This is a genomic window from Aquimarina agarilytica ZC1, assembly GCF_000255455.1.
Taxonomy (GTDB): domain Bacteria; phylum Bacteroidota; class Bacteroidia; order Flavobacteriales; family Flavobacteriaceae; genus Aquimarina; species Aquimarina agarilytica.
This window is the reverse complement of record NZ_JH621253.1, coordinates 69,498-90,745: the sequence shown is the minus strand read 5'-3', so window position 1 is coordinate 90,745 and position 21,248 is coordinate 69,498. Positions and strand designations below refer to the sequence as shown.

The following is a 21,248-nucleotide window of genomic DNA, read 5'->3' as shown; positions in this document are numbered from 1 at the left end:
GTATAATCTTTACTTAAAAACTTTAGACTAACTCTTTTATTACTTTATTTGATCCAATTTTGCTTTAATTTCTTGCAGACCTATATTATTGATACTTCCAATATGACTGTGTTTGGTATTTTTTATTGGTTTATAATTTCCATTTTCAATATCCAAACCTATTTTAACATAGGCATCCCTAAATGTCATTCCTTGTTGTACTAATTCATTTAACGTATCCACACTAAATAAATAATCATATTTATCATCATCAAGAATATTATTATTTACTTCTACATTTTTTAGTGCATATATCGCTAACTCCAATGAGGCTTTTAGATCTTGAATTGCAGGTACAATACCTTCTTTTAATAATTGTAAATCCCTATGGTATCCACTTGGTAAATTATTTGTCAATAAACTTAACTCATAAGGCAAGGCTTGAATGCGGTTACATTTTCCACGAATTAATTCAAAAACATCTGGGTTTTTTTTATGAGGCATAATACTCGATCCCGTAGTAAATTCACTAGGAATGCTCATAAAACCAAAATTCTGACTCATATACAAACATACATCCATGGCCAGCTTTGATAAAGTACCTGCCACCGTACTCATTGCAAAAGCTGTTGATTTTTCTGCTTTCCCCCTACTCATTTGAGCAGCGACTACATTATATTTCAATGTATCAAAACCTAATTGTTCGGTAGTATATGCTCTATCTATTGGAAATGAACTCCCGTAACCTGCGGCACTACCTAAAGGATTTTGATCAACCACTTTATATGCTGCATTAACAAAATACAAATCATCAACAAAACTTTCTGCATAAGCAGAAAACCATAAGCCAAATGAACTTGGCATAGCTATTTGTAAATGTGTGTAACCGGGTAGTAAAACTTCCTTATGCTTTTCGGCTGCTGCCAGAAGTACCGCTCCTAATTCTTTTACACTTGATTTAATATCTGAAAGTTCATCTTTTAAATACAAATGCATTGCCGTTAACACCTGATCATTACGAGAACGTGCCGTGTGAATTCGCTTTCCAGCATCGCCAATTCGTTGCGTTAATTCAAATTCTATCTTAGAATGCACATCTTCAAACTCTTCACCAATACTAAACTCCCCTGCCTCTATTTCTTGCGCAAGTTCATTTAAGCCTTTTTCGATTCCTTGAATATCATTATCTGATAATAAACCTACTTTATGCAACATTTTCCCATGCGCCAATGTCGCTTTTACATCATATTTTGCGATTACTAAATCCAACACACGATCATTACCTACGGTAAAAAAATCTATTTTTTGATCTGTTGGTAATCCTTTACTCCAAAGTTTCATATTTTATGCTTTAGGCTATAAGCAATTTGCTTTTAGCTTTTCAATATTTTTATTTAAAATTGCTAATAGCCAATTGCTAAAAGCGTATCATTAAAAAAATTAAAGAATTTTTTCTAATAACTCAATATATGTTTTAATTCCTTCTTTAATTTCACTAATGTAAATAAACTCATCCGCAGAATGCGAACGTGTACTATCACCTGGTCCCATTTTTAATGAGGGACAAGTTAAATTAGTTTGATCGGATAATGTTGGTGACCCGTAGGTATTTTTACCCATAGCTATACCAGCTTTAACCACTGGATGTTCTGGTGAAATGGATGAACTATTTAAACGAAATGAACGCGCTTTAACTACTACTTTATCCGAACCTATAGCTTCATTAATAATTTCAAAGATTTCCTTATTTTGATATTGATCAGTAACCCTACAATCTACTACTAAATTTAACTCGCCAGGAACTACATTATGTTGAGAACCTGCATTAATTTGTGTGACCGTCATTTTAACTTTACCTAACTGTTCAGAAACTTTTGGAAATTCATAATTTTTGAACCATTCCAACACAGGTAGTGCATTAAAAACAGGTTGATCTTCGTAACGATGTGCGGCATGACCCGCTGTTCCTTTTATTGAGATATCAAGCACTAAAAGACCTTTTTCGGCTATAGCTAAATCCAATAATGTAGGTTCACCAACAATAGCAAATTCTACATTTTTAAACTGATCTACAATACTTTTAATTCCATTTAATCCCGAAATTTCTTCTTCTGCTGTAGGCGCAATAATAAAATTATATGCCATATCAGCTTGCTCATAAAAATAAGCAAAAGTAGCCATAAGTGATACCAAACAACCTCCCGCATCATTACTTCCTAATCCAAATAATTGATCGCCTTCGACTTTAGCTTCAAAAGGATCTCGGGTATAGTTCTTGTTTGGTTTTACTGTATCATGGTGAGAATTCAATAAAACTGTTGGCTTGTCTTGATCAAAAAACTTATTATAGGCCCAAATATTATTCCCATGTCTATGAAATGGAATCCCTTTCTTATTAAACCAATCCTCAATTAATACTGCGGTTAATTGTTCTTCTTTAGAAAAAGATTGTGTTTGTATTAATGTCTTTAGAAACTCAATGGCTTCTGTTGTTAATTCGGCTATTGTCATTACTTGATTCCTTATTCTATACTTATTACAGCACTAATGTGGTATGTACTACATCTTGATTGTTTACAAATTCTGCATTTGCAATGTGTACCTCTGCTACTCCTTTTTCCAATGCATCAAAACAATTTTTCATTTTAGGAAGCATGCCATCTGCTATAACACCTTGTGCTTTTAATTTGGAATATTCCTCTGTATCTATTTTTTCTATTACCGAATCTTTATCCTTTATATCTGTCAACACTCCTTTTAATTCAAAGCAATAATACAATGACACCTCATAATAACTACTTAAAGCCACTGCTATCTGAGAGGCTATGGTATCGGCATTAGTATTAAATAACTGTCCATTTGCATCATGAGTAATCGCGCAAAAAACTGGTGTTAGCCCATTAGCTATAAATTGATGTATACGATCTTCATTTACCTCGGTTACGTCACCTACAAAACCATAATCAATATCTTTAACGGGGCGTTTTACTGCTTTTATAACATTTGCATCTGCTCCAGTAAATCCAATGGCATTACAATATGCTGTAGCCTGTAATGCTGCCACTATATTTTTATTTATTAAGCCAGCATAGAGCTGTACAACAATATCCAAATTTTCTTTAGAAGTGATACGCCTACCATTAATCATCTGAGTTTGTACTCCTAATTTTTCGGCAATACGTGTTGCTATTTTCCCTCCACCGTGTACTAAAATTTTTGGTTGATCTATAGCCGCAAAATCTTTTAAAAAATTTTGCAATGCATCTTCATTATCAACTATGTTCCCTCCTATTTTGGCTACTAATAGCTTTTCCATTTTTTTAGTTGTTGGTTGTTGGCTTTTGGCTTTTGGCTTTTGGCTTTTGGCTAATAATAAAAAATTATGATTTGATTGCAAATTAATTATCAATCGATTCTAATATTTTTTTAATGGCAATTTGAGCCGCAAATGTTCTATTATTAGCTTGTTTAATAACTAATGAATGCTCACTATCAATAACAGCATCATCGACTATAACGTTCCTCCGCACAGGCAAACAATGCATAAATTTTGCATTATTAGTCATTGCCATTTTTTCTGATGTAATTCGCCAATTAGGATCAGTGTTAATTACCTTTCCATAGTTTTCATCAGAAAATGGGCTCCAATTTTTTACATAAATAAAATCGGCATCTTTAAATGCTTCTTCTTGATTATTGGTCACCGTAGCTTTCCCTACAAATTGAGGATCTAGTTCATAACCTTCTGGATGAGTAATCACAAAATCAAAATCAGAAGCATTAGCATATTGTGCAAAACTATTTGCTACAGCTTGTGGTAAAGCTCTGGGGTGTGGTGCCCAACTTAATACCACTTTCGGTTTTGTTTTATTATTATGTTCTGTTATGGTAATCATATCAGTCAAGGCTTGTAATGGATGACCAATAGCACTTTCCATATTTAATACGGGTACCGAAGCATATTTCATAAATGCATTCAATACTTGTTCTTGATAGTCATCTTTTTTATTTTCAAACTTTGCAAAGGCACGTATAGCAACTATATCACAATATTGAGAAACTACTTGAGCAGCCTCAATAACATGTTCCGATTTCCCTTGGTCCATAACTTCTCCATCACCATATTCTAATTGCCATCCTTCGGCACCAAAATTCATGACCATTACATTCATTCCTAAATTCATGGCCGCTTTTTGTGTACTAAGGCGTGTTCGTAAACTATTATTAAAAAACAACAAACAAATCGTTTTATCTTGACCTAATAATTTATGAGCTAGCGGCTTTGCTTTTAATGCTATCGCTTCATTTATCCAAGTTGATAAATTATCAATATCATTTATATCGAAATAATTCATTTTTCTTTTTTTGAAATTCAAAAATACGAATTAGCATAACAAAAAAAGGCTTTTGAATCATTTTCCAAAAGCCTTTTTTAAATGCCTAAATAAAATTAAGCTTTATTTATAATTTTATGAAAAATTGATTTTTTTGATGATTCCCCATAACCATAACTGTAGCCATAACCGATGTTACTTTCTTTTACATCATTCAACACTAAAGCTACATTATTTATTTTTCCTTCTGTATTTAGTTTATTTATATAACCTATAAGGTTTTTATCGGTAAAACCAGCTCTCACTACGTACATCATCACATCTGCTAATTCACATATTGATAAGGTATCTGCTACCAACATGGTAGGTGCTGTATCAATTAAAATATAATCATACACACTTTCTAATTCATTTACTAACTTTTCAAATCTACCATTCATTAGTAATTCTGATGGGTTTGGAGGTATACTCCCGGATAAAATAAAATCAATATTACTTTCGTTAATTTGTACTGAATTTAAGATGTCTTCAATTTCAACTTCATCATCATATAAAAATTCGGATAATCCCGAAATCTTTCGATTAACATCTAAATACCTATGCATTTGAGGGTTTCTTATATCTGCTCCTATCACTAATACTTTTTTTGAAGCCTCTATAATAGATAATGCAGTGTTGTACGCTACAAATGTTTTTCCTTCTCCTTTAATTGTTGAAGTAATAAAGATTTTTAATGCTTTGTTATCCTTCTTTTTTATTTTTAAAAAATAATTCAAGTTTGAGCGTAAAACTCTAAATGATTCCCCCAGAATAGAACGATCATTCTTTGTTATTACTCCTAACCCATCATTTTTAATACGAGGTAATTCTCCTAATATTGGAATATTTTTTAATGCGGTTTCCAATTCAAGTTTATCTTCAATTTTAGTATCAAAGAAATTCTTAGCATATATAATTCCATAGGGAATAAATAAACCTAAAATTAATCCTAACAAAATAATATTTTTTTTACTTGGGGCCACTGGTATTGTTGAAGTATCTGCAGCTTCTATAATTTTAGCTTTAGGAAGTGTTCGCGCCATAGAAAGCGATGTTTCTTCCCTTTTTTGTAATAAAAATAAATATAACGCTTCTTTTACATTTTGCTGCCTTTCAATTACCCTGTAATCTTTCTCTTGTTGAGGAATTGATGCAATTTTACCCTTAATTTTATTATTCAGCTTTTTAATATCTTTTTTTACAATCAATTGATTATTTTTTTGGCTTCTCAAAGATTCCAATAAAATTTTCTTTTGATTTTCAATTTCGTTACTCAATTTTACAACATATGGATTTAATTCTGTTGATGACTTAAGCATGGAGTTTTTTTCAAAAATCATTTGATTATACTTCCCCATTAATTCATTTAACTCTGAATTTTCAATACCTATATTTGCTGGTAATAAATCTGAATCTCGATTTTTGTCCTTCAAGTAGACTATCATAGCTTCAATCAATTCTAGCTGAATTTCAACATTAAAAAGTTTGCCTTGCGATTCTCCAGACTGATCTATAAATAGCTTTGCTTCAGAAGCTATATCGGTTAAATTATTCCCTTTTTTGAATGAAACTTTATTGACCTCAACGACATCTAATTCGTTTTTTATAATTTGAAGCCTTTCTGCTATAAAATCTGATGTGTTTTTGGCTACCAAATTTTGCTCTTCAATAGCCTGAAAATTATACTCTTTAATTAATCCATTTAATATATCTTCTGCTTTTTTACCATTAGTATTTCGCATAGATAAAACCACAACACTACTTCCCTTATCTTTTAAATTTACCGTAACATCTTTTTGAATTTTAGAAGCATAATTTGGAATAGAATGAATTTTTAAGAAAATAGACTCATTATTACTTTCTCCTTTATAATTTTTATTTTTATCAATTAATAACTCTCCATTATTAAACTGCATAGGGATTCCAAAAGCTCCTTTGAATATTTTGCCTTTTTCCGTAATTAATTCATAAGATGTAGGCGATACTATATTAAACGTTACTTGTACACCTTGAGCTTTCTTTTCTTTAAGAAAACTAAAATAATATGGGCTATTGCCATAAATATCAATTGCCCTAAATTTTTCTTCTTTAAATTGCTCTACATTAAGGTTATATTTTTTAACAACTTCAGATATTAATTTTTTTGATTTAAATATATCTAATTCATCTGCTATTACATTATTAGAAATTGGTAGTGGTGAAATATCTGAAAACGCAGCAAATTCGGACAAACTCCCAGAACTACTAGGATCTTTAATTAAGATTTTAGCATTAGTTTTATAAACTAAAGTAGCACATTTTAAATATAAAAACGAACAAAACAAAGCTATGATTAAAGATAGAAAGAACCATTTCCATTTTGAAAAATACAAATCAATTTTCTTTTTAAACAATAGAGCGCTATTCTGCTTTTCTATATAATTACCTTCCATCTTATCTTGTTAATATAGCTGCAACTGAAACAATCAAACTCAATATCCCACTAATCGAAGAAATATTCTTTATCGTATTTTTTGATTGCTGAATTTGTGCATTATTGGGCGATACTACTATCACATCATTCTGTTGCAGGTAGTAATAAGGAGAATAAAACAAATCCCCTTTTGTGAAATCAATCGAATTATAAATAGTTTTACCATTTTCTTCTCTAATCAACAACACATCATCTCGCTTACCTTTTATAGTCATGTCACCTGCTAAACTTAGAGCCTCTAAAATTGTTAAACGATTTCCATCAATTGGATACAAGCCAGGTTGGTTTACCTCACCTAGTACAGAAATTTTAAAATTACTTATTCTTAAACTAACTTCGGGTTGTTTTATATAAGCTGATAATTTACTTTCCAATAAATCAACCACTTCTGACTTTGTTTTGTTAGCTACTTTTAACTTGCCTAAAATAGGAAAAACAATAAATCCTTCTTCATTTACAATATATTCTGGCTCTATTATCTGATTACTTCTCACCTCTAAACTGCTCGTTTTATTGTTAGCCACTCCATTAAATGGGATAACTGCTCTTTCATCTTCTGATGAAACCAATATAGCTAACTTATCATTTTTTTTTATAATTACTACATTTTTTGAAGTATCCGGTTTACTTGAATAATCGGAAAGATTCTGAAAATAAAGAATATCTTTTTTGGATGCACAAGAACATAATAACAACACAAAAACAATAGTTATATTAATTTTTTTCATTTAATTATCTCTCTTTTTTAATACAACTTGAACTTTACTTATTGACAATTTACTGATATCAATTTGCTTTTTATCCTTCTTGTATTTTAGTATGCGTTGCATTAATCCAAAATGAATCAACAAACAAACTAAAACAATTAATATTATTAATATTATTTCATTGACTTTAAATATAGTACTTAACATATAATGCCCTATCAATAAAAAAAGACTAGTTAAAACAATTGATTGTGTAATTTGTCTATGAGATAAACCTAAACGTTTTAACGAAAGGTGAATATGTCTTTTATCGGGAGAAAAAGGTGATTTTTTTCTTCGCATTCTTAAAATTATTACTCGAATTGTATCAAAAATAGGGTATATGAACAAAAGTGTAGTAAATGAAATTGAGTTATTTATTTGGTATTGAGCTTCAGCATTTAACTGCAAAAAAACAATAAGCATTACCGTACAGAAAAAACCAATAATAAGTGAACCTGTATCTCCCATAAATATTTTTGCAGGGGACCAATTGTAATATAAAAAACCTAAAAGTGCTCCTAACATAATAAAGCATAAGGAAGCATAACTCCAAAAACCATTTATACTAAACCATATTCCCAAAACTAAAGACAATAATGTAGCGATGGAACCTGCAAGACCATCAATACCATCAATCAAATTAAATGCATTTATCAAAATTACAATAACAAATACTGTTAAAGGATATGAAAACCATTCAGAAAACTTTCCCAATGCAAAAAAATCTAATGAATACATAGATTCAATTTTGATATCGCATAAACTAACCACTAATAAAACTGCTGCTATTTGCAATACTAATTTTTTGAGAGAATCTATAGGTAATAAATCGTCCCTTAAACCTGTAAAAAAAAGTAAGGTAATTGAAACATAAAAATAATTGACACCTTCTATTTCAGAGGTATCTACACAAAACAATGCTAATAATATAAAGCTAAAAAAAACACCTATACCCCCCATACTAGGGGTTTGATTTACATGTATTTTCCTCCCTCCTGGGGAATCAAAAATTTTTTTTCCTAAAACAACTCTTATAATTTCAGGTATAACAAAGATCACCCCAAAAAACGAAGCAATTAAAAGCAATAATAACGAGAGGTAATGGTCACTCAAAATAAATAATTTTTGGACAAATATAAACTGATTTAAAGAATACATATAATAAAATAAAACAAAGTAGACTATCTAATAAAAAATTGTTTGATTTTAGAGACATTTTTATTTAATATCCCATCCAAACCTCCAGCTTTGTTACTTTTTATAACAGAGTAATCTTCTTTAGTCTTGTGTATAATATTTTTTATGCTCCTATTTGATGCCCCACCAATTCTCATTTTAGTGAACACTTTATTCACATACTTAAACTTTAAAGTTTCATCTTTAAAAATACGTACCATAAAATCATAATCTGCTGCTATTTTGTATTTTAAATTAAAAGAACCATGTTTACGATATACTTGCTTTTTTAAAAATAATGTAGGGTGCGCAGGCATCCAACCTTTTTTAAGTAATGAAGGGTAAAAATCACAACTTTTCCAAACCCTAACTACAGAATCAACATTATCCTTATCTACATAGTCTAAATCACCATAAACGCCATCAACATCTTTCTTTTCAAATACATCAATAATATTTGAAAAAATATTTTTTGATGCTAAAAAATCGTCAGAATGTACAAAACCTACGATATCTCCAGTTGCATGACGAACTCCTTTATTTAGAGCATCATAAATTCCGTTATCCTTTTCAGAAATAATTTTTATTTTAGGATTAAATGCTGCAGCTAGTTTCACTTTAGATAAAGTGTCATCTGTAGATGCACCATCAATAATAAGGTATTCGATATTCTCATAATCTTGCGACAATACAGAATTCATACAATCTTCAATAAAACGACTACTGTTATAAGTTGCTGTTATTATTGTTAATTTTAGCCTCATATAAATTTATTTTAATACAATATTAAGTAATTGACTTTTAATTTTGTCATTATATATTAACTAATTTTAGTTACATCATAACCAAACTCATCTTTAAAATATTTTATCAATGCCTCTTTTTCTCTTCCTGCTTTAAAATAGGCCTCATATATTTTTGCATCCACCAAATAGCGATACCAAAAACATTGCAATATATTCCAAATAAAACCTCTTTTTCCTTCTAAAAAACCTCCTTGTATAAAATAACGGATATTCCAAAAAACAAAAGGTCTAACAAATAAAGGTAACTTCAAATAACGTTCTTTCAACCACCTTCTTCTTTCTTCTGATGTTCCGAAAAAATTAGATTTTAACACTTTTGAATTTGTAAAATTGTACAACTTATCTAAAATATCAATTGCCTCACGAGTTGCATACTTATTATGCTTTTGAGTCCACCAAGTTAGCCCATTTAAATTATGGTCTATTAAATCTCCTTCTAATTCAATTGTTTCCCCTTCAGTTAACACCATACGCTCATCCATCCAACGTTGTTCACAAAAAGCTTTCCCATTTCTCCATATTCTAAGGTGTTTTATGGGATACATCCCTCCTTTCCTTAGAGGTTTATCCATAAAATACATCAGTCTATTAACTCGAATTCCATTAACATCATTTGATACTTCACTTAACTTAGTAAGTTTATTCTGCAAAGTCTTTGTCACATACTCATCTGCATCTACGCGAATCACCCATTCTGTATTAATGGGAATATTTTCATTTGCCCAATTCAATTGATTTGCCTGACTTTTAAATTCATGTTGATAAAAACGTGTTTCAAATTTTCTTGCAATTTCTTCTGTTTTATCATTAGAATAAGAATCTACAATAATTATCTCCTCACACAATTTTGAAAGTGAATTTAAACACCTCCCCAAATGCAATTCTTCATTATAGGTTAAAATGATTGCTGTTAAAGATAAATTATGCATTTATTTCTCTCTTTTTAATAAATTTAGCTGGGTTTCCTCCTACTATTACCCAATCTTCTACATTTTTATAAACAGATGCTGTTGCACCAACAACAGCTCCCTGTCCAATTTCTACACCCATACCTATAAAAACTGAAGCACCTATCCATACTTGATCTTTAATTAGTATGGGAGCTATAATTAAGGGATTATTTGATTTTGTAATATCATGAGATGCTGAACATAAATACGTTTTTTGAGATACTGTAGTATGTGCACCAATACTTATTTTTGCCACATTATAACAATCTACTTCTGGTGCTAAACAAGCATATTCATCCATTTCTAAATTCCATGGCATATATATTTTAGCAGAGGAATAGACCACAGCTTTTCTGTGTAATTTTGCTCCAAATAAACGTAATAAAAATAATTTCCATGGATTTAACATTCGCCTAGGGATTGGTCTAGCTAAACAAAACCATACCAACTTAAACAATAAACGTCCTATTTGTTGTTTTTTGGTGATTACATTATTATAATTTGATAAATCTACTTCTGGCATTTAATCTAATTTTACAAAATTAGGTTTAGAAACATCACTTTTTACAATCCAAGTATACAGTTCTTCCATTTGTTTAGCTACACTTAACATACTGTATTTCTTTTCAATCAGTTCCCTTCCGTTTTTACCCATTATTCTTAATTCTTCGGCAGGTTTACTCATCATTTCAATCATAGATAAACGTAAAGGTTCCGTACCAATGTCAATCCACTTACCACAATTGTTGGTTTGTAAATCTTCCCAGGGTGTTCCCTTTGTTGTAATCACAGGAATATTACAAGCTAATGCTTCGGCTATTACAATTCCAAAATTTTCACTGTAGGTAGGTAATACAAATAAATCAGCACTTTGATAGGCGGTAACTTTATCTTTTCCAAATACAGGATTTTTAATGCTTATTTCATTATCTAAATTTTTAGCTTTTACTAATTCTTTTAATTCATTTATGTATGTTTTTTCTCCATTACCAATAATTTCTACGATCCAATTATTTTTTTGATCTTTTGATAATTGCTCCCATGCTTCAAAAAGTAACTCTATACCTTTTTTAGGGTGGATTCTTGATAAAAATAAAATCTTTTTTTTCTCCTTATTAATTTTATTATATAAAGGAAATTCATCTAAATTAATTCCATTAGGTATTACAGCTATGGGGTTTTCATATCCTAATTTTCTAATACTTATAGCTTCTGATTCCGCTGTGGCGTGCAAACAAGCTGCTTTTTTCAAATCTTTATGTTGAAATAAAAAAAATGCTAGCTTTTTTTTCAATTTACTTTGTTCCAATGACCATGGTTCAAGCATTCCCCTAGGAGTAATGATGTAGGGAACTCCTTTTTTTCTGGCTGTTTTAGCCATTTGATGCACAGGCATTTGCCATATTCCTTGACCATGAAATAAATCTTGATCAGAATTTTTTAAATTATTTTTTAATTCTTTAGAATAGCCTAAACGTATTTGATCATTAAACCTAACTTTTGCATTTGATAATCTAAAGTCTTCAATAATAGGATTATCTGACTTTAAAGTATCTAGAGTTACAGTTTTATCGTTAAAATTCTCACATAGATTACTTATTAAATGGGTTACACTTCGTGCTGGTCCACCTGTTGAAATATCTATCGAAGTAACTACTTGACTAATTTTCATAAACTGATTCCATATATTTATACAAAATAAAAAATACCATTAACAAAAATGACGTTGTTAACAAATTCATTATCCTAAGACTGCTAAAATTAAAATTAAAAACACAGAATACATAGATGTAAAACCAAAATGGATTCAAATGTGAATGAATGAACTTCCTGTATAGTAATGCTAATATTTTGCCTTGTAGAAAGAAAAAAATAATTACTCCAACCAATAAAGCATTTGCATACGCAAACCCCATATTTTCAATAGGAAAAGAAAATTCTCTCAATTCTTTTCTTGCAATTAAGGGTTTATAATCTCCACCCCTTACTATTGATGTAACAAAATATGTACCTTCATCCATTGGCGGTCTATCTTGAGCTGCTTTTCTATCTAGCAAATTTGATGGAATAGTTAATAATGAACTAAAATTCCAAAGATTTGTTTTATTAAAATGATTAACCGCAAAAACATCAATATATGTGTACGATAATGTAGAAAAGAACTTATCTAAGCCTATTGTTTCAACCAAACTAACTTCTCCATTTAATAAATTATTAAAACCTCCTTTGGAACGTAGAACTGGCATTAAAAAAACATAAAAAAACATCAATGATGAAATAAATACTAATCTACTCTTCTTTATCTTTTTCAAAGAAAATCTTTTTATGTAGTAAGAATAACAGGCAAATGATAACACTAACAAATATAAAGTAGACTTTCTTCCTCCTGTAGAAGAAAAACAAATAATAGAAATGATTAAAAAAATAAAAAAACGTACGTAGTCAATTCTTTTAAAACCATTCAATTTTATAAGTAATATAGAAAATATCGTAGAAATACCCATTAAAGGCGCAAGCTTAAGCGTGTGCTTACCACTTTGTAGATTTACCCTATCATCTAAGTTTGATAATAAAAAATTAATTCCTCCAACATTTTTTAAAAAAATCAAGAAACCACCAAAACCAATAAAAAAAGCTATATAAATTGTCATAGTTATTACTTTTTTATTAAAAAATATTAATGGCTCTAATGTAACTTCATTTGATTTAACATAAACACTTTTTATACCCAAAATCAAAAAAACAAAAGCAATCGTTTGAATAATACTGTAGTTTACAAAAGCTTCATCTAAAGTTATTTCATTATATAGATTAAAATATCTTAAAACCCTTTCATTAAAAAAATTTATATCTAATGCAGTAAAAAAAATGTATGGGACATTTCTAATTAGGTATAAAAATGACAATAATTTCACTGGAGAAAAAATATCAATATTCTTATTCAAACGGTTCACGCTCAAATATAAAACCAAAAACCAAATACCAATAAAAAATATTGTTAGACTCACTTAACTCTTCACTTTTATAAGTTTTGCAGGATTCCCCCCCACTATTGTATTAGGCTTTACATCTTTTGTCACAACTGCGCCAGCTGCAATCAAAGAATTTTTCCCAATTATTGTTACATTTTCACAAATTGTAACCTTAGCCCCAATCCATACACCTTCCTCTATTATTAGTGGTTTAGGTTTAGGTATAGATAAAGGATCATAACCATGTGAATGAGAAACAATATAAGTATCTCTTGATATCACTACATTATCAGAGACAATTACACCTCCCGAGTAATCAAGAAATACATTTATATTAATCTTTACGTTGTTCTTTATCTCCAAAGTCCCTGTTTCAATTTCACTTGAAAAATTAACTCCTGTATCAATTAAACAATTCCTACCAATACTAACATTACTAGGAATTAAAAATTTTACATTTCTATAAATTTTACTCTTTTTTCCAACCGATTTTAAGTATAATTTCCACCAAAATAAACTTATTATATTACGAATTCTTCTAACTATTGCTGGAACTATTTTTTGTATTAAAAAAATAACCTTTAACATTATATAATATTATTAAGAAATTTAAAGCAATAAACAAAACATAATTCTTTAATTCTAAAAATAAAATAGAATTAATTGAAAATGCTATACACATTAAAAAATACTTGAAAATCTTAAGAAAAAATATTCTTCCATAAATTCGATAAATTAAAGAAATAATAATACATGAACTTAAAAACTCTCCAATAAAAACAGCAATTCCTGCTCCTGTAATATTATCTGTTATTCCATAAAAATATAATACAGCTAAAGTGACAACCGTTTTTACCAAATTAAAAAAGATTAATTGCTTAGCATAATTTGTTCTTCTAAAGAATTGGGAAATTACTGATGAGTAATTAAGAAAAAAAACTGATAAGAAAACCCATACAAATAGCTCATAATTAAAATTTATTTCACCAAGTGTCCAAAAAACATATAAATCTTCAATAAAGGGTAACAATAACGAAAAGACAACAAGTATAGGGAAAAAAGTAATTTTCCAATAATAAATAAAATTTTCAAATATTCCTTCAAAATCTTTATTTGAAAAATTCTTTTGAAGATTAGGCATTAAAGGTTCAGAAATAACCAAAGAACATCTTATCGATAAATTTGAAACAGTTCTAGTTGTTGAAAATAATGGAACTTTCAAAGGGGAATAAAACGATGTTATAAAAATATTTAAGCCATTTTCATATAGCTTTTCTATTATAAAACTAATTAATAAAGATGTTGAATTTACTATAACCTCAATTGACTTATTAAAATTAATTTTCACTCCTACAAAAAATAATTTTAATTGATTTTTCAAAATATTATATGAAATTAAAAAATATATGAAATTAAAAACTAAAATACCTAAAGATACAAATAATAGGTTTTTAGTTAAAAAAATCAAAATCATTGTTGCTAATATATCTATAAATTCACCTATAGCATCATATTTAATTTTTTTAGAGATTTTACCCAGAGGTTCTAAAAGCCTCAAATAAAACAACGAAAAAAATTGATGAGCTATTCTAGTAAATAATAATAACATAAAAACTAAAGAACTATTAAGCTCTAAAATTTTATCTAAATTAAAACCCGTTATTTTTGTCAAAAAAAAGGGCATACTAATTACACATCCTACTAAAAGCTGTAATCCTATTAAAATAAAATTAGACCCTAATGACGCACCAATCTCATCCCGTAAATCTGATTTTGAATGATAATTTATATTTATAACATTAGAACTATAATTAAGTTGCCCTAAATTTATAGCTCTAATTAAAAAAATTACAGAAGCAAATATTAACCAAAGCGAATATTGTTCTTTTCCTACTCCACTTAAAAAAAAAGGAACCAAAACTATTTGTTTGATGATATTAACAAACACTAGAACAAAACCCCATTTAAATGAATCAAAATGTCTTATTTTAGATTCAATTTTTTTTAGCATAGCTAACAGTATTATTCTTTTATTATATTCATTTTTTTTTTAATTTTAATTTACTACTCAAAATAATTCAAAGTAACATACCCTCCATCTTTCAAATACTGATCTTTTTTCATCAACTTTAGGTCACTCTGCATCATATCCTTTACTAAAGATGGTAAATCATGCTCTGGAATCCATCCTAATTTTTTATTAGCCTTTGTAGGATCGCCTATTAACAAATCAACCTCGGTTGGTCTAAAATATTTTGGATCTACAGCTAATACTTCTTTTCCTATTTCTAATTGGTATTCAGGATTAGTACATGCTTTTACATAAGCCTTTTCATCTACTCCTTCTCCTTTGAATTCTAATTCAATTCCAACTTCTGCAAAGCTCATTTTTACAAAATCACGGACTGTAGTCGTTTTTCCTGTTGCAATTACCCAATCTTCGGCCTCTTCTGCTTGTAAGATCATCCACATCATGCGCACATAATCCTTGGCATGTCCCCAATCGCGTTTGGCATCTAAGTTCCCTAAATAGAACTTATCCTGCAATCCTAAAGCTATGCGTGAGGTTGCTCTGGTTATTTTTCGAGTTACAAAGGTTTCTCCTCGTAATGGTGACTCATGATTAAATAAAATACCATTACAGGTATACATTCCATAAGCCTCTCTGTAATTTACTGTAATCCAATACGCATACATTTTTGCTACTGCGTATGGTGAACGTGGGTAAAATGGTGTGGTTTCAGACTGAGGCACCTCTTGTACTTTTCCATACAACTCAGAAGTGGATGCTTGATAAATACGTGTCTTTTTTTCTAATCCTAATAAACGAACCGCATCTAAAATACGAAGCGTTCCTAATCCATCTGCGTTACCTGTATATTCTGGTGTTTCAAACGACACATGTACATGGCTCATCGCTGCCAAATTGTAAATCTCATCTGGCTGAATTTCTTTAATTAAACGCGTAATATTCGTACTATCGGTCATATCACCATAATGCAAAAAGAAATTTTGATTATCTACATGAGGGTCTTGATACAAATGATCGATACGGTCTGTATTAAATAATGAAGTCCTACGCTTCATCCCATGTACTTGATACCCTTTTTTTAATAAAAACTCACTTAAATAAGCGCCATCTTGGCCAGTTACTCCCGTTATTAATGCTACTTTCATTTACTTTTTTGTTTCGTTGTATTTTTATTTTATATTCTAAATAAAATCTACATTTTAACTTCTTTTATCTCTTCTATATTCTCTAAAAACCAATTGTAGGTTTTTCTTATTCCTGTAGTTAAGTCTACTTGGTGCTTCCAACCTAATTCATGCATTTTTGATATATCCATCAATTTCCGTGGAGTACCATCCGGTTTTGAACTATCCCAAACTATAGCTCCTGTATGACCAACCACTTCTTGGATCGTTTCTGCTAATGCCTTTATGGTCAAATCTTCGCCTGTACCAATATTATATAAATGCTCTGGCAATTTATTTTCCAAGGCAAATACCACTGCTGCGGCCATATCATCTACAAATAAAAACTCACGCATTGGTGTACCACTGCCCCATAAATTAACAGGCGCATGGTTGTTTAATTTAGCCTCATGAAACTTACGTATCATAGCCGGTAATACATGTGAAGTTTTTAGATCAAAATTATCATGGGTACCATATAAATTTGTAGGCATTAAACTAACATAATCTTTATCAAACTGCTTACGGATAGCTTCACATGATTTCACTCCTGATATTTTTGCTATAGCATACCACTCATTGGTTGGCTCTAATGAATCTGTTAACAAACAATCCTCTTTTAATGGCTGTGGGGCTAACTTGGGATAAATACAGGAACTTCCTAAAAAAATAAATTTTTCGACTCCAGCTTGTAATGCGGTGTCTATTAAATTATTCTGTATTTGCATATTTTCCATTAAAAACTGGTATGGAAAATCATTATTAGCCAATATACCTCCTACCCTAGCTGCTGCATCAATGACTACCTCTGGTTTTTCTTCTTTAAAAAAAGAGATAACTTCTGCTTGGCTTCGCAAATCAAGTTCTTTACTCGTTTTACCTACAAGATTAGTATAACCAATGGCTTTTAATTGACGCCATATGGCACTCCCAACCATACCGCGATGACCTGCTATATATATTTTTGAATCCTTTGATATCATATATTAATCCAATAATCTTGAATCTACACGATCCAATGCATTATATAATTTTTTAACCTGCTGCGCCTTTTCTTTTTGTAAAATTAAATTCGCATCCTTAGTATGCACAAAAATAGTATCTTCTAAGCCTAAAAAAGCAGTATATACATCACTCCCTATGACCATATTCCCATTTTCATCTATAGAATGTCCTATCGATTTTAAATAATCATAAATCGACTCAAAGGAACCTAAATCTGACCATTCAAAAGCTCCAGGTACTACTTTTATCTTTTTACTACGCTCCATCACAGCATAATCAATACTAATGGAAGGAATCTTTTTTGAATCTTCTATACTTAGCTTCCCATCTATTGAATGCTCCCATGCTTTTTTTGAAGCTTCATATACTTCTGGCTCAAATTTCTTTAACTCTTCTAATAATACAGAAGCTTTAAAACAAAACATCCCACTATTCCATAAAAAATTACCTTGTTCTATAAAATATTCTGCTGTTTCTTTGTTTGGTTTTTCTCGAAATGAAAGCACATCATTACCCTCAAACTCTATGTACCCATAACCTGTTTCTGGTTTTGTTGGATTAATCCCAAAGGTAACTATGTTCCCTTGTTCAGCTAATTGAATCGCATTTTTCATAGCTAATTCATACAATTCATCATTCTGAATAATATGATCCGAAGGTGTCACCACTAATACCGCATCTTTTGATGTCGCAAAAGCAGCAAAAGCAATAGCTGCTGCTGTATTACGTGGAGTCGCCTCTATTATATTTAACGGACTAACTCCCAAAGAATTAACCACCTCATTACTCAAATGATAATTATCTATATTACCTACTACGACTACATCATTAGCTATTTGCAAATTTCGTTTAATAGTCATTTCAAAAAGTGACTTCCCTTTAAATAACTTAATATATTGTTTTGGAGTACTTTTCCTTGATAAAGGCCAAAGTCTACTTCCTACTCCTCCGGTAAGAATTACGTGTTTTACTGTTTTGCTTGAACTCACTTGATTATGATTATTTACCGATTCCTATACTGTATACCTTAAAACCTATAGCCTCTAATTTGGGAACATCTAACAAATTCCTACCATCAAATATAAAGGCTGGTTTTTGCATTTGTTCATATATTTTTTGCCAATCATAAGTTTTAAATTCATCCCATTCTGTCATTATAGCTATCGCATGGGCTCCTTTGCAGGATTCATACGGATCATTAACTACACTTACCAATGATTCATTTTCTTCTGAGGATCGTGTGTCTAAATAATCTAAATCTGTATACACTTTTGATGCCGATACTTTTGGATCGTATACTCTAATGTTTGCTCTTTCATTCAATAATTCATCACATACATAAATAGCTGCTGACTCACGAGTATCATTGGTATCCTTTTTAAACGCCCATCCTAATAAACTAATCTCTTTACCCGATACCGTATTATAAAGTGTCTTTACAATATTAGCTGCAAAACGACGCTTTTGATGATCATTCATTATAATCACTTGCTCCCAATAATCTGCTACTTCTGTAAGCCCATATGACTTAGAAATATACACTAAATTCAATATATCCTTCTGAAAACAGGACCCCCCAAAACCTACCGAGGCTTTTAAGAACTTCGGTCCTATTCTAGAATCTGTTCCTATAGCTCTAGACACCTCATTAATATCTGCTCCTGTATGTTCACACAATTCTGACAACGCATTTACTGATGATACACGCTGTGCTAAAAATGCATTAGCAGTTAATTTTGATAATTCTGAAGACCACACATTGGTCGTTAATATATTTTCCTTAGGCACCCAATTAGCATATACAGCTACTAAAGCTTCAATGGCTTTTTGACCTTCCGGCGTTTCACTTCCTCCAATTAATACTCTATCTGGTTTCATTAAATCATTAACTGCAGTACCTTCGGCTAAAAACTCTGGGTTTGATAATACTTCAAAATTAACGCCATTACCAGTATTTTTAAGAATATTTTGAATGGCTTCTGCTGTACGTACAGGTAAGGTTGATTTTTCGATAACTATTTTATCGGTCGTAGCTACCGAAGCTATTTGGCGAGCACATAATTCTATATACTTCAAATCGGCCGCCATTCCCTTGCCTACTCCGTAAGTTTTGGTTGGAGTATTCACTGAAATAAAAATAGCATCAGCTTCCTGTATGGCTTCATCTACTTTTGTCGAGAAAAACAAATTTCTTCCTCTTGCTTCTTTTACTACCTCATCCAATCCCGGTTCATATACAGGTAATTTTGAAAAATCATCAGCGTTCCAATCTGCAATTCGCTGCTCATTTAAATCAACTACATGAACCTTTATATCTGGACATTTATTCGCTATTACTGCCATTGTTGGGCCTCCAACATAACCAGCTCCAATACAACAAATATTTTTTATCATAATTTATTTTAGCAAAATTTAATACGCACGAATGTAGTAGTTTTCAAATATTTTACCTAATCCTTGTAAGCATTTGAAATAATTTACTTACAAAAAAAAGAACAACAAAGTTCACTACATCGTTTTACTCAACTAATTACCCCTACAAAACACAAAAGGACTCGATTTAAATCAAGCCCTTTTTATTTAATTTAGAAAACACATTTTAAATGATTATAATTTAGCTTCTAATTTTCTCAAATATTTTAATTTTAAATCACTAAATATTAAAATCTTACTCCTTTATCTTTTTACATCAATTTTTGTAAACGTATTCTTACCTTGATGCGAATCTACTAAAAACCCGTCAACCAACCCATTCACAATCCACAATTCAATCTTATTTTTTTGTAAAATTTCGGCTGCTTGGATTTTTGAGGTCATTCCTCCTGTTCCGTGTGAGGATTTACTTTCAGAGACTTCAGTTTTTAAGGCTTCTAAATCTGTTACTTCTTGAATCGTTTCAGGAACACCCGATTTCATTGAAGCTTTAGTATAAATCCCATTGGTATTTGTCGCAATTACACACAAATCAACTTGTAATAATGAGGCTGTTAAGGCGGCTAACTTATCATTATCTCCAAACTTAATTTCTTCAGTTGAAACGGTGTCATTTTCATTTATAATAGGGATATAACCATTGGCTAGTAATACGGATATGGTATTCGATATATTTTTCTGTGTCGCTTCATTTTCAAAATCGGCATAAGAGAGTAAACACTGTGATGTCAACAAAGCTTCTTTAGCAAAAGCATCTTGAAATAACCGCATCAAATAAGGTTGACCAATACTAGCTAAGGCCTGTTTTACTTGAATATCGGTATCTTTTGTTTGTAATTTTACAAACTCTTTTGCTGCTGCTATTGCCCCAGAACTTACAATAATAAAATCATATTCATCTTGTAATTGTTTTACCTGACTAGCTATATCAGCTAACTTCTCTCTGGAAATGGCATCAGTTTCCTGCGTAAGCGTATTACTCCCTATTTTAAGCAATAAACGCTTTTTAACGGATTTGTCCTTCGCCATGTACATACCATTTATTGGTTACTAAATGCTGCAATCCTATTGGGCCACGCTGATGTAATTTATCTGTTCCAATAGCTAATTCACCACCTAAACCAAACTCAAAACCGT

At 30.4% G+C, this 21,248-nt stretch carries 19 protein-coding genes and 1 pseudogene; all 20 read right to left on the bottom strand.

The genetic code is table 11. The features are described from left to right. Positions 1 to 39: 39 nt before the first annotated feature. The gene (gene argH, locus KQA_RS0206275; protein ID WP_010179208.1) at positions 40 to 1,320 is read right to left on the bottom strand and encodes an argininosuccinate lyase; all 1,281 of its coding nucleotides are present in this window, start codon (positions 1,318 to 1,320) and stop codon (positions 40 to 42) included. 99 nt (positions 1,321 to 1,419) lie between these two features. Beyond that, complete coding sequence (locus KQA_RS0206270) at positions 1,420 to 2,490, bottom strand: M20 family metallo-hydrolase (protein ID WP_010179206.1); 1,071 nt, start codon at positions 2,488 to 2,490, stop codon at positions 1,420 to 1,422. 25 nt (positions 2,491 to 2,515) lie between these two features. Then, the gene (gene argB, locus KQA_RS0206265) at positions 2,516 to 3,295 is read right to left on the bottom strand and encodes an acetylglutamate kinase (protein WP_029209487.1); all 780 of its coding nucleotides are present in this window, start codon (positions 3,293 to 3,295) and stop codon (positions 2,516 to 2,518) included. A gap of 82 nt (positions 3,296 to 3,377) precedes the next feature. After that, on the bottom strand, positions 3,378 to 4,334 hold the full coding sequence (locus KQA_RS0206260) for an N-acetylornithine carbamoyltransferase (RefSeq protein ID WP_010179201.1): 957 nt from the start codon (positions 4,332 to 4,334) through the stop codon (positions 3,378 to 3,380). 95 nt (positions 4,335 to 4,429) lie between these two features. Beyond that, a complete protein-coding gene (locus tag KQA_RS0206250) occupies positions 4,430 to 6,784 on the bottom strand; it encodes a GumC family protein (protein ID WP_010179199.1) in 2,355 nt (784 codons plus the stop codon). 1 nt (position 6,785) lies between these two features. Then, complete coding sequence (locus KQA_RS0206245) at positions 6,786 to 7,553, bottom strand: polysaccharide biosynthesis/export family protein (protein ID WP_010179197.1); 768 nt, start codon at positions 7,551 to 7,553, stop codon at positions 6,786 to 6,788. After that, positions 7,554 to 8,687 carry a glycosyltransferase family 4 protein gene (locus KQA_RS0206240; RefSeq protein ID WP_010179195.1) on the bottom strand — a complete coding sequence of 378 codons (1,134 nt, stop codon included), beginning with the start codon at positions 8,685 to 8,687 and terminating at the stop codon, positions 7,554 to 7,556. 68 nt (positions 8,688 to 8,755) lie between these two features. Next, a complete protein-coding gene (locus tag KQA_RS0206235) occupies positions 8,756 to 9,514 on the bottom strand; it encodes a glycosyltransferase family 2 protein (protein WP_010179194.1) in 759 nt (252 codons plus the stop codon). Between the two features lie 56 nt (positions 9,515 to 9,570). Continuing rightward, a complete protein-coding gene (locus KQA_RS0206230; RefSeq protein WP_010179192.1) occupies positions 9,571 to 10,485 on the bottom strand; it encodes a glycosyltransferase family 2 protein in 915 nt (304 codons plus the stop codon). Then, complete coding sequence (locus KQA_RS0206225) at positions 10,478 to 11,029, bottom strand: LbetaH domain-containing protein (protein WP_010179190.1); 552 nt, start codon at positions 11,027 to 11,029, stop codon at positions 10,478 to 10,480. Before KQA_RS0206225 ends, KQA_RS0206230 begins: the two co-directional genes overlap by 8 nt. Beyond that, positions 11,030 to 12,178, bottom strand: coding sequence for a glycosyltransferase (locus KQA_RS0206220; protein ID WP_010179186.1), 1,149 nt, complete (start codon positions 12,176 to 12,178; stop codon positions 11,030 to 11,032). Further along, on the bottom strand, positions 12,168 to 13,157 hold the full coding sequence (locus tag KQA_RS0206215) for a hypothetical protein (RefSeq protein WP_157366608.1): 990 nt from the start codon (positions 13,155 to 13,157) through the stop codon (positions 12,168 to 12,170). Before KQA_RS0206215 ends, KQA_RS0206220 begins: the two co-directional genes overlap by 11 nt. Positions 13,158 to 13,514: 357 nt before the next feature. Then, positions 13,515 to 14,066, bottom strand: coding sequence for an acyltransferase (locus KQA_RS20960; protein WP_010179182.1), 552 nt, complete (start codon positions 14,064 to 14,066; stop codon positions 13,515 to 13,517). Next, positions 14,017 to 15,489, bottom strand: a complete 1,473-nt coding sequence (locus KQA_RS0206205; RefSeq protein WP_010179180.1) for an MATE family efflux transporter — start codon at positions 15,487 to 15,489, stop codon at positions 14,017 to 14,019. The genes KQA_RS20960 and KQA_RS0206205 overlap by 50 nt, the downstream gene beginning before the upstream one ends. Before the next feature lie 53 nt (positions 15,490 to 15,542). After that, positions 15,543 to 16,655, bottom strand: a complete 1,113-nt coding sequence (gmd, locus tag KQA_RS0206200; protein ID WP_010179178.1) for a GDP-mannose 4,6-dehydratase — start codon at positions 16,653 to 16,655, stop codon at positions 15,543 to 15,545. 47 nt (positions 16,656 to 16,702) lie between these two features. Continuing rightward, the gene (locus KQA_RS0206195) at positions 16,703 to 17,653 is read right to left on the bottom strand and encodes a GDP-L-fucose synthase family protein (protein ID WP_029209484.1); all 951 of its coding nucleotides are present in this window, start codon (positions 17,651 to 17,653) and stop codon (positions 16,703 to 16,705) included. A gap of 6 nt (positions 17,654 to 17,659) precedes the next feature. Then, positions 17,660 to 18,667, bottom strand: coding sequence for a mannose-1-phosphate guanylyltransferase (locus KQA_RS0206190; RefSeq protein ID WP_010179174.1), 1,008 nt, complete (start codon positions 18,665 to 18,667; stop codon positions 17,660 to 17,662). 10 nt (positions 18,668 to 18,677) lie between these two features. After that, complete coding sequence (locus KQA_RS0206185) at positions 18,678 to 20,072, bottom strand: UDP-glucose 6-dehydrogenase (protein ID WP_010179172.1); 1,395 nt, start codon at positions 20,070 to 20,072, stop codon at positions 18,678 to 18,680. A 282-nt stretch (positions 20,073 to 20,354) separates the two neighbouring features. After that, entirely contained in the window at positions 20,355 to 21,140 is a 786-nt protein-coding gene (gene proB / locus KQA_RS0206180) for a glutamate 5-kinase (RefSeq protein ID WP_010179169.1), read from the bottom strand. Next, positions 21,118 to 21,248 (bottom strand): annotated as a pseudogene (locus KQA_RS20690) (glutamate-5-semialdehyde dehydrogenase); the annotation flags it as partial. The pseudogene KQA_RS20690 and the gene proB, both read right to left, overlap by 23 nt.